This window comes from Streptomyces sp. NPDC051921 (genome assembly GCF_040680975.1).
Lineage (GTDB): Bacteria > Actinomycetota > Actinomycetes > Streptomycetales > Streptomycetaceae > Streptomyces.
This window is the reverse complement of record NZ_JBFAXU010000034.1, coordinates 17,254-30,386: the sequence shown is the minus strand read 5'-3', so window position 1 is coordinate 30,386 and position 13,133 is coordinate 17,254. Positions and strand designations below refer to the sequence as shown.

The window sequence follows — 13,133 nt, the reverse complement described above, 5'->3', positions numbered from 1 at the left end:
TACTGAGCGGTAAGCCAACCGGCCAGATCCCGTGCACCCACTTTTTTCGCCGCGGGCAAGGGCGGCCCGGCCCCGGGCCTCCGTGCCGGTTCTCAGCGCAGGGCGTTCAGGCGGGTGCCGTCCGGGAGGGCGCCCGTCAGGTCCGCGCGGCTTCCCCGCACGGCCCTCACCGCCAGGACGTGCCCCTCGGCGCTGCCCTTCACGCCCCCCGACAGCGTCAGGGAGGCGAAGTCCCCCGACCCCGCCGCCAGCACGTACCAGTGCCCGCTCTTCGCCTGCCACACCACCCCCGCCAGCACCCGCGGCTCCCGCGGCCCGCACGCCGGTGACCCCTCCGAACGGGCGGCGAGCGCCGCCGTGCCCGTCGCGCCCGGCGCCCCGAACAGGGCCAGGCTCCGGTTCCCCGTGCCCCGCCACGTCTCCGCCCGGGCGCACAGCCACCGCGCGCTCCCCGCGCCCTCGGGCAGCCGCTGGGTCGCGTACGCCCAGGAGTTCACCGTCCGCACCCCGTGCGAGCGCACCGCGAGCAGCTGGCAGGCCGCCCGAGCCCACTCCTCGCGCGCCGCCGCGCCGGTGACGTCCGTGGGCCGGCCGGGCGGGCCCGCGGTGAGCCGGGCAGGGGCCAGTTCACCCAGGTCGGTCAGCAGCCGCACCCCGGTCGCGTCGCGCAGCTGGAGTGCGCTCCAGCGCGTACAGCTCCGCGCCGTCACCGGACTCGGGATCGGTTCGCTCACCCCGTGCCGGTCCCGCACCAGGACCCGCGCGGCCTTCGCCGGCACCAGCAGGTCCCGCACCGCCGCCTCCGTCACCCACGGAGCCGTCAGATAGCGCACGTTGCCCGCGGCGCGCGACACCACGAGCGCCGCCGAACCCACCGCGTCCGCCCCGTCCGTCCGCGCGAAGTCGAGCGCCGCCCCGCTCGCGTTCCCGACCGGCTCCGCGTACCGCACCACCCGCAGTCCGTCGAAGAACAGCACCACGCGCACCGCGTCCACGCGCCCCGCGAAGAGCAGTTGCGCCGGCCCCATCGGCGGCCCCACCGGCGTCGCGGGAGTCGCCGAGGCGTGCACGCTCGGCCCCGGCCGGGCCCACACCGCGAGCGCCCGGCGCAGCAGCGCCGTGTCGCCGGTGAGCTCGCCGCGGGCCGGCCACACGGAGAAGTCGGTACGCGACGCGTACCGCCAGTCCGCCGCGCCGATCCGCTTCAGACCGGCCGGGTCCAGCGCCGCCTCGGCCGCCGGATTGCGCGCGTACGAGGGCGCCGCAGCACCGTTTCTGCCCCACCCGTCGCCCGGCAGCCCGAGCAGCGCCCCGCACACCAGGAGGGCGGCGGCCGCCGCGGCCGCCGCCCGGCCGTGCTGGCGCCGCCGCATCAGGTCCGTCGGCCGCGCCTGGAGCGAGCACGGGTCGAACTCCGGTGACTCCAGGAGCACGTACTGCGCCTCGACCCCGTCCGCCTCCGCCAGTGCCGCCCGGGGGTCCTCGACCTCCGCGGCGGCCAGGACCCGCAGCACCTCCGGGTCGCCCTGCCGCTCCAGTCCGCGCAGCACGTACGCCGCCCGCGCCGGTCCGGAGAGCGCGGACAGGCGCTGGTCCAGGGCCAGTTCGTCGGCGCCGCCCGCGCGCGGGAACAGCCGAAGCCCCCACACCTGCGGCAGCAGCGGCGGGAACTGTGCCCGGCGCGGCAGCGCCCGGCGGCGCAGCGGCAGCCCGGCGACGAGCGCCTGCCGCAGCACCTCGCCCCGCACGTACGCGTACCCGGGGTCGACCGCGTCCTCCGCAGCCCGCCGAACCCCCGGCACGGCACCGGAGGTGCGCCGCCGCGGCAGCGAACGCTGCACCAGCGCGTGCGCGGTCAGCACCCGGCGATTGCGCCCGAGGGAGGGCGGCAGGACCAGGTAGGCGATCCGGACGAGCCGCGGATAGTGCTCGACGAGCGCGGCCTCGGCCTGCTCGACGTCCACCGGGACGGGGGGGTCGGGGACGGGGGAGGAGGGGGCGAGTTCCTGGGTGCTCACGTTCAGCAGAACGAGCGAATCTTGCGATGGTCACCCCGGCCGCACGCGACCACCGGCGTCCCGCGCGGGCGGCGCGGGTCGCCCGTGGCCGTCCTCAGGCCGCGTACACCGTAAGCCGCTCGCGGATGACCGCCACGGTCTCGTCCGGGACCCCGAGCCCCTCCCGGACGTACTTCTCCATCGACCCGTGCCGCAACGCGACCTCGTCCAGGGCCGCCTGCAGGTACCCCGGCACGACCCCGAGCAGCGCGAGCGCCAGCTCCGGGTCGCCGCCCTGCAGCGTGAAGCCCTCGATGAGCGGCGCGAAGGCCTCCCGCACCCCCGGGTTGACCGCCAGGTACTCGTCCATCACCGTCCGCTCGTCCGCGCCGAGCAGCGAGAGCACCACGGTCGCCGCCCAGCCCGTGCGGTCCTTGCCCGCCGTGCAGTGGAAGAGCAGCGGCCCGGCGGACGGGTCGCCCAGCTCGGTGAGGAACGCCCCGTACGAGGCGAGCGCCGAGTCGCTGGTCACGAAGGCCCGGTACGTCCTGGTGAACGCGGCCTGCGCCCGGCCCCCGCCCAGGTGCTCCTCGGCCAGCGCCGGATCGGACAGCAGCGTCTTCAGGCGGGCGGCGGGCGGCAGGCCGCTGGTCGCCAGGAAGTCGGCGAGCACGTCCGCGACGAGCAGCCGTCCGCCCGGCGGTACACGGTCGGGCCGTTCGGCGCGCTCGGCGGCGGTGCGGAAGTCGACGACGGTACGGATGCCCAGGCCGGCCACCACCGGCTCGCCCGGGTCGAGACGGTCGAGCTGCCCGGAACGGAAGAGCAGGCCTTCGCGCACGCTGCGGCCTTCGCCGAGGGGGAGGGTGCCGAGGTCACGGAGGTTGGCGACGGTCGCGGCGGGGATGGCAGGCATGCGTCGAATCCTCCGATACCGGTATGAATCCTTGTTTTCCTCCGAACGGTAGCCGATGGGCGGGGGACGCGGTCGCTCGTACGGGGTGGCGGGATGACACCATGGGCGGACCATGACGCACACCCGATCGCCCCTGCGCGCCCTCCGGGCCGCGCTCTTCGCGGTGGTGTGCGTGACGTTGGCGGCGGTGGGGCACGCGTCCATGTCCGCCCACGCGATCCCGCCGGGCTCCCTCCTCGCCGCCTTCGCCGTGACGGGCGCCCTCGCCTGGGCCGCCGCGTGCCGACGCCGCGGCCCCGTCGCCCTCGCCACCGGCCTGACGGCGGTCCAGGGTGCCCTGCACCTGCTGTTCGGCCTGGGGGAGAACACCGGACCCTCCGGTACCGCGGCAGGCGGCACGGCGGGGATGCCGGGCATGACGGGGGCGACGAGCACGGGCGGCGCGCAGCTCGCGGCCGACGGTGCGGGCACCCTCGCCGGTTCCGCCGCCGAACTGCCCGCGGCGGTCCTCGCCGACCCCTTCCTCACCCACGCGGCCCACGCCGCCCAGATGACCCAGGCCGGCCACCTGGCCCACGGCCACACCATGGGCGGCGGCGCGGACTCCGGCGCCGGCATGCTCGCCGCGCACCTGCTGGCCGCCCTGGCCTGCGGACTCTGGCTGGCCGGGGGCGAGGCCGCCCTGTTCGCGCTGGCCCGGACGGTCGGAGCGCTCGCGTCCACCCCGCTGCGCCTCGCGCTCGCCGCCGTACGCGTCCTGGTCCCCGTACCGCCGTCCCTCCGCCCCGTACGCGTCCGCCCGTACACCCGCCGCCTGCACGGCGTCGTCCTCGCGCACGCGGTCTCCCGGCGCGGCCCGCCCGGCCGGCCCGCACCCCGCGCCACGGCCCTCGGAGCACTCGTCTGACGTGATCGACCGGGGGTCGCCTCCCCATGTCGACACACGACTCACGCACACGAGTCACGACTCCAAGGACCGTCATGACCATCGACGACCTCGCACGCCCGGAAACGCCCGAGGCGGCCGCCAGACCCCGAACCGACGGCACGACCGACGGCACGACCGACGGCACGACCGACGGCACGACCGACGGCAGGACCGACGGCACGACCGACGGCAGGACCGACGGCAGGACCGACGGCAGGACCGACGGCACGACCGACGGCAGGACCGGCGGCAAGGCGAGCGGCTGGGCCGCCCTGCGCCCGCTCGTGCTGCGCCTGCACTTCTACGCGGGCGTCCTCGTCGCCCCGTTCCTCCTCGTCGCCGCCGTCAGCGGACTGCTCTACGCGCTCTCCTACCCGGCCGAGAAGGTGATCTACGCGCACGAGCTCGAAGTCCCGGTGCCGGACGGCGCCACCGCCCTGCCGCTCTCCCGCCAGGTCGAGGCCGCCCGCGCCGCCCACGCGGACGGCACCGTCACCGCCGTCTGGCCCGGCGCCGAGCCCGGGGCCACCACCCGGGTCCTCATGGCCGACCCGGACGCCCCCGAGGGCACCTCGCTCGCCGTCTTCGTCGACCCCTACACCGGCGACATACGCGGACAGCTGCCCAGCTACGGCAGCTCCGGCGCGCTCCCGCTGCGCACCTGGATCTCGCAGTTCCACGTCGACCTGCACCTCGGCGAGCTCGGCCGCAACTACAGCGAGCTGGCCGCCAGCTGGCTCTGGGTGGTCGCGCTCGGCGGCCTGCTGCTGTGGCTGGGCCGCCGCCGCAAGAACCGCCGCGCCCTCTTCCTGCCCGAGCGCGGACCGAAGTCCCGCCGCCGCACCCTCTCCTGGCACGGCACGGTCGGCCTGTGGGCCGTGGCCGGTCTCGTCGCCCTGTCGGCCACCGGTCTGACCTGGTCGCGGTACGCCGGCGAGAACATCGGCAGCGTCCAGGACCGGCTCGGCGGCGCGACCCCGGCGCTCTCCGCGGGCCTCGCCGGCGACGCCGGCGCGGGCGGCGAGCACGCGGGCCACGGCGCCGGCCACCACCCCGCGCCCCCCACGACGGGTGCGGACATCGGCATCGACAAGGCCGTCGAGGCCGCCCGTGCCGCCGGGATCGACAGCCCGTCGCTCTCCGTGGTGCCGCCCGCCGAAGGCAGCGGCTACGTGGTGAAGGAGACCGACAAGCAGTTCCCGGCGCAGCTGGACTCCGTGGCCCTGAACCCGGCCGACGGCACGGTCCTCGACGAACTCCGCTTCGCCGACTACCCGCTGCTCGCCAAGCTCACCCGGATCGGCATCGACGCCCACATGGGCGTCTACCTCGGCCTCTTCAACCAGCTGGCGCTCGCCGCCCTCGCGCTCGCCCTGATCCTGCTGATCGTCTGGGGCTACCGCATGTGGTGGCTGCGCCGCCCGGGCAAGCCGGTCGCCCGCGGCACCTGGCGCAAGGTCCCGCCGACCATGCTGCTCCCGCTGCTCGCGGTGACGGCGCTGGTGGGCTGGTTCGTGCCGATGCTCGGCCTCAGCCTGGTGGTCTTCCTGGCCGTCGACCTCGCCCTGGCGCTCGTCGCGCGGGCGAGGTCGCGGCGAACCGCCTGATCAGGGCGTGTACTTGTAGCCGACCCGCCGCACGGTCTGGATCGTGCGGCGGTGCTCGGCGCCCAGCTTGCGGCGCAGCCGGGCCACGTGGACGTCCACGGTCCGGCCGTCGCCCACGTGCCCGTACCCCCACACCGTCGTGACCAGCTGGTCCCGGGTGTGCACCCGGTGCGGGTGGGCGACGAGATGGGCGAGGAGCTCGAACTCCAGGTAGGTCAGGTCGAGCGCCCGCCCGTCGACGCTGGCGATGCGCTGCACGCTGTCGATGGTCACCGGCCCCTGCTCGCCCGCGGGCGGCGCCGGCGGCTGCTGGTCGGCGGGCAGCAGGACCAGGTACCCGACCATCGGCGGCCGACCGGGCAGCGACGGCAGCGCGTGCGGCGGCGCGGGCAGGAGCGTGGCGCCCGGCGGCAGGAAATCGGCGACCTGCGCGAGCCCGGCGACCTCGTCGGGTGCGACGGCCCGCAGGCGGGGGCGGAGCGGGGCGAGAGGGGCGGCGGCGGTCTGGGTGTGGGCCATCAGGACTCAGCTCTTTCGCGCGGGTTACGAACGGACGGAACGTCGTACGTCGTGCGCGTCGGCCGAAGGCCGCGGGACCGGCATCGGTACCGGTCGGGGCTTTAGAGGGCCGACGCGTTCCTCACGCGCCGACAGCACCGGTCGAAGTCGTGGTGCTGCCGGGAAGGCCAGAACGGCTCGAGGTCGTGGCGACCCGTCGCGGTGTCGTTCTGCATGCTGGCCATATCCCTATTAAACCAGCAGGGAATCCGACTGGGGACCCCCTGTTCGGCCACTGGGACGCTCAACCGACCAGACGCCTGCGCCAGTCGAGCTCCGTGACGAGGATCGCCTGCCCGGGATCGCCGTCCCACCGGACCGTGAGACCCTGCCCGCGCAGCGCCTCGACCACCTCGCCGCCGACCGCCGCCGTCGTGTCCGCGGAGTCGTCGAACCCGCCGTACAGCAGGTACAACGGCCCGCCGTTCGCCGCGCCCTCCGTGCACTGGGAGTGGAAGAAGACGAACCCGCGCGCGTGCTCGGCGCCCTCCTCGGCGCCGATCTCCGACGTGCCGCAGTTCCGGCAGCAGGTGAAGTGCTCCCGGGCGACGATCCCGGCGGCGTCGAGCGCGGCGAAGGCGGCCGTGATCCGCTCGGGATCGGTCGTCCCCTCCCAGCCGGCCATCTCCTCGACCCGCTCCAGCCACAGCCGGTCCACGAGCGCCTCGGCCTGTTCCCGCGACACCGGGTACTCCTCCGGGGAGAACACCTCCTCCTGGGCGGTCCGGGTCAGCCGCGACCGGTCCTGATAGCCGCAGCGGAGCTGCTCGCGCACCCGCTCCTCCAGCTGCTCCCGTATCTCCCCGGGGAGTGCGGGCACCTCCGGCGCGGGCGGGAAGCCCATGTTCTCCCAGGCGAGATCGGCGTCCCAGCCCTCCTCCCCGCGCGCCCAGGCCGCCAGGACCTCGGCGACCCGGCCGGGCGCGTCGAGCTTCGCCTCGAAGTGCAGCTCGGGCGCCCCGGCGCGGTGCTCCAGCTGGTAGTGACCGCCCTCGGCGTGCCACACCTGGGCGAAGACGGCCGGCAGGTCCGGTATCCGCTGGAGGATCAGGAAACGGTCGCCCTCGGCGCCGAGGCGCCGCACGAGGCCGGCCAGCTCCTCCTCGGACGGCCGGACGTGCTTCTCCCGGTTCTCGGTCTGCACCGCGATGTCGAGCATGGGTGCACTGTGCCAGACCCCACCGACAACACGAGGAGGGCGCCCCCGCCGTCGCGTACGACGGCGCGAGCGCCCTCCTCGGAGCGTGCGCGGCCGGGACCGGGTCGCGGACCCGGTCCCGATCCGGACTCAGACCTGGCCGGCCTTCGCCAGGGCCTCGCAGCAGGTGTCCACCAGGAGGCGGGTCACCGTGTACGGGTCCACGTTGGCGTTCGGGCGACGGTCCTCGATGTAGCCCTTCCGGTCCTGCTCGACCTGCCACGGGATGCGGACCGAGGCGCCGCGGTCGGAGACGCCGTAGGAGTACTGGTCCCACGGGGCGGTCTCGTGCAGACCGGTCAGACGGTCGTCGATGCCGGCGCCGTAGTTCTTGACGTGGTCGAGCGGCTTCGAGCCCTCGCCGAGCGACTCGCAGGCGGTGATGATCGCGTCGTAGCCCTCGCGCATCGCCTTGGTGGAGAAGTTGGTGTGCGCGCCGGCGCCGTTCCAGTCGCCCTTCACCGGCTTCGGGTCGAGGGTCGCGGAGACGTTGAAGTCCTCCGCCGTGCGGTAGAGCAGCCAGCGGGCCACCCACAGCTGGTCGGCGACCTCCAGCGGCGCGAGCGGGCCGACCTGGAACTCCCACTGGCCCGGCATGACCTCGGCGTTGATGCCGGAGATGCCCAGACCGGCCTTGAGGCAGTTCTCCAGGTGCGCCTCGACGATCGGACGGCCGAAGATCTCGTCGGCGCCGACACCGCAGTAGTAGCCGCCCTGCGGGGCCGGGAAGCCGCCGACCGGGAAGCCCAGGGGGCGCTCGCCGTCGAAGAAGGTGTACTCCTGCTCGATGCCGAAGATCGGCTCCTGGGCGGCGTACTTCGCGTACACCTCGGCCAGCGCGGCACGCGTGTTGGTCTCGTGCGGCGTCATGTCCGTGTTGAGGACCTCGCACAGCACCAGGATGTCGTCGCCGCCGCGGATCGGGTCCGGGCAGGAGAAGACCGGCTTCAGGACGCGGTCCGAGGCGTGGCCCTTGGCCTGGTTGGTGCTGGAGCCGTCGAAGCCCCAGATCGGCAGCTCCTCCAGCGGGAGGCCCTCGCCCGCGATGATCTTCGTCTTGGAACGGAGCTTCGCGGTCGGCTCGGTGCCGTCGATCCAGATGTACTCAGCCTTGAACGTCACGGGGCCTCATCCTTTGGCATGCGGGTGCTGGGGGTCCCCCCACGCCGCCAGGCGTAGGGGAACTCGGCGGCGCTCGCGGCATTGCGAGAGCTGCGGTGGCGTTGTCTGCGTCGTCCGCAGCTTCGCAACACGGGATTTCCCGTCGGTTGCCCGATTGTGAACCCCGTGTTACTCAGCTTTCCTGCTTTTCGCGCAGCCGCTGTGCGACGACGTGCGCGTCGAGCAGGGAGCCGAACCCGGCCCGCCGGATCCGCGCCACCAGCTCCGCGTACGAGGTGCCGAGCGCCTCCGCCGTGCGCTCCAGGTGCCAGTCGCAGTCCGCGAGCCGCCGCAGCAGGTACCCCCGCCGGATCTGGTTCTCCGTCAGCCGGAAGGTCTTCAGATAGAGCGTCCGCCCCTTGTGGTCGCAGATCAGCTCGCCGATGTGCTGCTCCTGGCCGGAGCGCAGGAACGGCGGCAGGAAGCGGTAGAGCCGGAAGCCTCCCATCCGGTGGACCCGCTCGAAGGCGTACGGGGTCTCCAGCAGGTCCCGCGCCATCAGCCCGTCGTGCGCCTCGGCCCAGGCCCGCTCCTGTGCGCGGGCGGCCCGGCGCAGATCCGCGAGCGAACCGACGGCGCCGGCGTCCAGGGACGCCGCGAAGTCCGCGACGGGTGAACCGTAGAGCGCGTACTGGTGCACCAGCTCCCCGAAGAGGTCCTCCACCAGCGTCGGGTGCAGCACCCGGTAGTCGTCCGGGTGCGGGACCACGAAGGCGGCGGCCAGCGCGTCGGACACGTACAGCATCATCCCGCACTGCCCCGGGTGGATCTCGAAGACCCGCAGCGCCTCCGCGAGCCCCGGCACCTGCAGGCCCGCGTAGGCCGCCTCCGCGCGCGGCGAGAGTCCGCGCCGCACCGCCTCCCGCGACCACTCGTCCCACACGACGGACGGCCCGCCGAAGTGGAGCGCCAGATAGCCCTCCAGGGCGAGGTGGAGCGGGAGGAACCGCAGCCGGGACTCGCCCCGGCGGCGCCGGGCGAGCCGTCGCACGGGGACGGGGACCGGCGCCTCGTCCCCGAGCCGGGTCCCGTAGGCGGCGGCCTCCGCGCCGGTCCCGGACCAGTCGGCGACCAGGCCGTGCGGGATGTACGAGGTGTACGTGGTGCCGTCGCCGACGTCCACCGTGTCGCGGCACGGCCCGCGCTCGTAGACCTCCCGGTGCAGCCGCAGGCCGGCCACCGGCTCGTCCCGCACCAGCGGCACGAGCCGGACCCCGCCCCACACCTGGGCGGGCCGGACGGCGAGGCCCGTCAGATCGATCCGTGTCATGCCCGTGCCTCCTCCGGGGCCGTCCCGAGGAACAGCTCCACCCGGCTGTCCAGATACGCCCGCAGCGCGGGCAGCCCCTCGCGGCCCTCCGCGAACCGGGCGATCTCCACCAGAGCCGGCAGATCCTCCGCGTCCCGGATGCCCGCGGTCGGCACCCCCGGCGCCAGCCGGCGCACGTCGAAGACGTCCGCGTCGTATACGGGGTTCACATGCACCACCCCGGTCCGCCGCTGCGGATCGAGCCGCGTCCGCCACACCCGCAGCACCTCGCCCGCGAGCCCGGGCGGCGCGTTGTCCCACCCGTCCGAGACGATCACCAGCCGCTCCGGGGCGTCCTCCAGGGCGTCCAGGATGCGGGCGCCCAGCGGGGTCGGCCCCCACGGACGCACCAGCAGCGGATCGCGCCCGCCCGAGGTCCAGTGCGCCGCGTACGCGCCCGGCCCGGCCAGCGCCTCCAGGAGGAAGTGGCAGCCGAGTGCGACGGCCAGCGGGCGCCGCCGCTTCATACCCGAACCCGAGGCCGACCAGCTGTCGTCGAGCACCGCCGCGACCCGCCCCCAGCGCCCGGCGTGCGGCCCCGCCACCCGCCGCGCGGCCGCCCGCAGGGCCCCGGTCAGCTCGTCCCGCCGTGCCGCCCGCTCCTCGAAGGGGAGGGACAGCACGTACAGCGCGAGCCGGGTCAGCGGCATCACGGACAGGTCGGTGCCCGGCTCGGCGGCGCGGGTGCGCAGCCGCTCCAGACGGGTCATCCGCGGCGCCATCCGCTCCAGGAACACCTCGCGGGGCACCCCGTGCCGGGCGGCGAACCCCTCGGCCACCGTGAACGGCAGCTCGTACAGCGCCCCTTGCTCGTGGCGCGCCCGGCGGAAGGCCTCCAGGGTGGGGTGCGCGTAGCGGGCGCGGCGACCGGGCGCGAAGAGGAAGTCGCCCAGCTCGGCCCCCCGCTCCCCGGACCGGGGGAACGGCAGATGCGCGTGGCGCGCCGCGGACCTGAGCCCGGACCGGTACTTCACGGCGTCGTGCGCCAGGTCGCGACCCGCCAGCCAGTCACGGACGATCGCCCGGGTGCGCCGGTTGTTCACCCCGGCGGCCCGCAGGGCGCCGAACAGGCGGTAGACCCGCTGCGGCGGCAGCTTCGCGAGCCGTGCGGCGATCAGCGGCCCCTCGCCGGGGGCCGCCTCGCGCGGAGTGCGGAGCAGCCGCTCGACGATCAGGGCCGCGTTGTGGTCGTTGATGTCCAGCGCGAGCGTGGCGGCGTACAGGGGGCGGTAGTTGACGCACACGTACTCGTGGACGAAGCCGAGGGAGAGCTTCTGCTCCTCGGCGGAGGAGCGGAACTCGCGCTGACCCGTGGCCGTGACGGCCGCGTTGACGAAGAGCAGGACGTCCTCGGCGGCGACGCGGTCCGACATCGTCCCTCCTTCCTTGGTGCCGGCCGGGGAATGGGGGCGCGAACAGCGAATACGTTGCTTCAGAGGCAGGTCCCGGAAGTCGCACCGGAGTCCCGCGGCCGGCGCGGAAACGCTAACACCGCGAGCGGGGAGGGCCTCCACCGAATTTCGGGCGGTCCGGACCGCGGGGCGTGCCTGCGGGGGCGCACCCGTCCGGAGCGCTCCCCGGGCGTGCGCTCGGGGACGGGCCCGGGTCGTTTCCGGGGGATCCCGGAGCCGGGCGCCGGGCCGGACCGGCAGACTGGGGGCATGACGAAGCTTCCCGGCGCCAAGCCCCGTATCGGTCTTCTCGGCACCGGCCCCTGGGCCGAGCGCACCCACGGGCCGGCCCTCGCGGCCCACGCGGGCGTCGAGTTCAGCGGAGTGTGGGGGAGACGCCCCGAGGCGGCCGACGCGCTGGCGGCCGCGTGCGGGACCCGGGCGTACGAGGACGTGGACGCGCTCTTCGCGGCGAGCGACGCCGTGGCCCTCGCGCTGCCGCCGGACGTCCAGGCGCCGCTCGCGATGCGGGCCGCGGCCGCCGGCTGTCATGTGATCCTCGACAAGCCGGTGGCGACGACCGTGGCGACGGCCCGAGAGCTGTCCGACGCGGTGACGGCGGCCGGGGTCGCGTCGGTCGTCTTCTGCACCCTGCGCTTCGCGGAGACCACCGCCCGCTGGATCGACGAGCAGGCGGCGGCGGGCGGCTGGTTCCTGGGCGAGGCCCACTGGCTGGGCTCGCTGTTCGCGCCGGGCTCGGACAGCGCGTACGCGGCCTCGCCCTGGCGGCGCGAGAAGGGCGGCCTGTGGGACGTCGGCCCGCACGTCCTCTCCGTCTACCTGCCGGTCCTCGGCGACGTCACCTCCGTGACCTGCGCCGCCGGCCCGGCGGACACCCGCCATCTGGTGCTCCGCCACGCCTCGGGGGCGAGCAGCACGGCCACCCTCACCCTGAGCGCCCCGCCCGGGGCCTCCGAGGCCGCGCTCTCGCTGTACGGCGAGCGCGGCAGGGCGACGATGCCGGCCTGGGACGGCGCCCTCGGAGCCTTCGAGGGCACGGTGGACGCCCTGCTGGGCGCGATACGCACCGGTGAGCCGCACGCCTGCGACGTCCGCTTCGGCGCCCGGCTCACCGAGATCCTGGCGGAGGCGGAGGCCCAGGTGGCAGCGGCGGTGGAGGCGGCGGTGGAGGTGGCGCTCTGAGAGCGGGGGCGCCGCGCCCAGCGCGGCCGCCCGGACGGTGTGCCGGTCCACCGGGGCCGGGTCAGCGGGGCCGGGTCACCGGGGCCGGGTCAGCGGGACAGGGCGTCCCGCACCGCCTCCTCGGACCGGGCGACCACGGCCGTGCCGTCCTCGGCGGTGATGATCGGGCGCTGGATCAGCTTCGGGTGCTCCGCGAGGGCCTCGACCCAGCGGTCCCTGTTCGCCTCGTCCCGCGGCCATTCCTTGAGCCCGAGCTCCTTCGCGACCGCCTCCTGCGTCCGCGTGATGTCCCACGGCTCCAGGCCGAGCCGCTTCAGGACCGCCCGGATCTCGTCCGGCGAGGGCACGTCCTCCAGGTAGCGGCGCACGGTGTAGTCCGCGCCCTCGGCGTCCAGCAGGGTCAGTGCGCTCCGGCACTTGGAACAGGCGGGGTTGATCCAGATCTCCATGCCCTCCAACCTACGGCAAAGGCTGTCTGGCCAGGGGCGATTGTCAGTGGGGGGCACTAAAATCGAGGGTGAAGGTGAGGGTCCCGGGGAGGGCCCTCGCCCACCGTTCGCCAGGAGGTCGCCCGTGGCCGTCGCCATGATCCGGACACCGTCCCTCGAACCCTGGAAGCCGCTCCAGAAGAAGCCGCTCCCCGCGGGCCGCCCCCGCGAGTGGTACGTCACGCACAACCGCCGGCTGAAGGCCATGCGCCTCGCGATCGCACTGCTCGACGCGGGCGTGTACCTGCCGTCCCGCGCCACCAACGCCAAGATACGCACGACCGCCGTCCAGCTCGGCATCCACCCGCCCTCCGACACCACCTGCCACATGGTCCGCGCGCTCATCCGCTACGGCCGCTGAGCCGCCGGACCCATCC

General features: G+C 74.9%; 12 protein-coding genes and 1 pseudogene. 5 read left to right on the top strand and 8 right to left on the bottom strand.

Annotated elements, in window-relative coordinates:
- Positions 1-92 precede the first annotated feature (92 nt).
- A complete protein-coding gene (locus AB0M16_RS33165) occupies positions 93-2,018 on the bottom strand; it encodes a hypothetical protein (protein WP_365349656.1) in 1,926 nt (641 codons plus the stop codon).
- Positions 2,019-2,112: 94 nt separating this feature from the next.
- Positions 2,113-2,913: a tyrosine-protein phosphatase gene (locus AB0M16_RS33160; protein ID WP_365349654.1), complete on the bottom strand. Its 801-nt coding sequence runs from the start codon at positions 2,911-2,913 to the stop codon at positions 2,113-2,115.
- A gap of 112 nt (positions 2,914-3,025) precedes the next feature.
- On the opposite strand from AB0M16_RS33160, the gene AB0M16_RS33155 reads away from it, so the two are divergent.
- The 3 genes and pseudogenes from AB0M16_RS33155 (at position 3,026) to AB0M16_RS33145 (ending at position 5,448) form a co-directional block, all read left to right on the top strand.
- A complete protein-coding gene (locus tag AB0M16_RS33155) occupies positions 3,026-3,820 on the top strand; it encodes a hypothetical protein (RefSeq protein WP_365349652.1) in 795 nt (264 codons plus the stop codon).
- Positions 3,821-4,021: 201 nt separating this feature from the next.
- Positions 4,022-4,231: pseudogene (locus tag AB0M16_RS33150) on the top strand (hypothetical protein); the annotation flags it as partial.
- A complete protein-coding gene (locus AB0M16_RS33145; protein WP_365349727.1) occupies positions 4,135-5,448 on the top strand; it encodes a PepSY domain-containing protein in 1,314 nt (437 codons plus the stop codon). The pseudogene AB0M16_RS33150 and the gene AB0M16_RS33145, both read left to right, overlap by 97 nt.
- On the opposite strand, the gene AB0M16_RS33140 is transcribed toward AB0M16_RS33145, so the two are convergent.
- From AB0M16_RS33140 to AB0M16_RS33120, 5 genes are all read right to left on the bottom strand, one after another.
- On the bottom strand, positions 5,449-5,967 hold the full coding sequence (locus AB0M16_RS33140; protein ID WP_365349650.1) for a winged helix-turn-helix domain-containing protein: 519 nt from the start codon (positions 5,965-5,967) through the stop codon (positions 5,449-5,451).
- Between the two features lie 283 nt (positions 5,968-6,250).
- Entirely contained in the window at positions 6,251-7,165 is a 915-nt protein-coding gene (locus tag AB0M16_RS33135; RefSeq protein WP_365349648.1) for a hypothetical protein, read from the bottom strand.
- A gap of 129 nt (positions 7,166-7,294) precedes the next feature.
- Complete coding sequence (gene glnII / locus AB0M16_RS33130; protein ID WP_365349646.1) at positions 7,295-8,326, bottom strand: glutamine synthetase; 1,032 nt, start codon at positions 8,324-8,326, stop codon at positions 7,295-7,297.
- Positions 8,327-8,498: 172 nt separating this feature from the next.
- Entirely contained in the window at positions 8,499-9,635 is a 1,137-nt protein-coding gene (locus AB0M16_RS33125; RefSeq protein ID WP_365349644.1) for a hypothetical protein, read from the bottom strand.
- Positions 9,632-11,047 carry a hypothetical protein gene (locus AB0M16_RS33120; protein ID WP_365349642.1) on the bottom strand — a complete coding sequence of 472 codons (1,416 nt, stop codon included), beginning with the start codon at positions 11,045-11,047 and terminating at the stop codon, positions 9,632-9,634. The genes AB0M16_RS33125 and AB0M16_RS33120 overlap by 4 nt, the downstream gene beginning before the upstream one ends.
- A gap of 288 nt (positions 11,048-11,335) precedes the next feature.
- Here AB0M16_RS33120 and AB0M16_RS33115 point away from each other — a divergent pair, with 288 nt between their 5' ends.
- Complete coding sequence (locus AB0M16_RS33115; RefSeq protein WP_365349640.1) at positions 11,336-12,268, top strand: Gfo/Idh/MocA family oxidoreductase; 933 nt, start codon at positions 11,336-11,338, stop codon at positions 12,266-12,268.
- Positions 12,269-12,357: 89 nt separating this feature from the next.
- On the opposite strand, the gene AB0M16_RS33110 is transcribed toward AB0M16_RS33115, so the two are convergent.
- Positions 12,358-12,717 carry an arsenate reductase family protein gene (locus AB0M16_RS33110; RefSeq protein ID WP_365349638.1) on the bottom strand — a complete coding sequence of 120 codons (360 nt, stop codon included), beginning with the start codon at positions 12,715-12,717 and terminating at the stop codon, positions 12,358-12,360.
- Between the two features lie 124 nt (positions 12,718-12,841).
- On the opposite strand from AB0M16_RS33110, the gene AB0M16_RS33105 reads away from it, so the two are divergent.
- Positions 12,842-13,117 carry a hypothetical protein gene (locus AB0M16_RS33105; protein ID WP_365349636.1) on the top strand — a complete coding sequence of 92 codons (276 nt, stop codon included), beginning with the start codon at positions 12,842-12,844 and terminating at the stop codon, positions 13,115-13,117.
- Positions 13,118-13,133 lie beyond the last annotated feature (16 nt).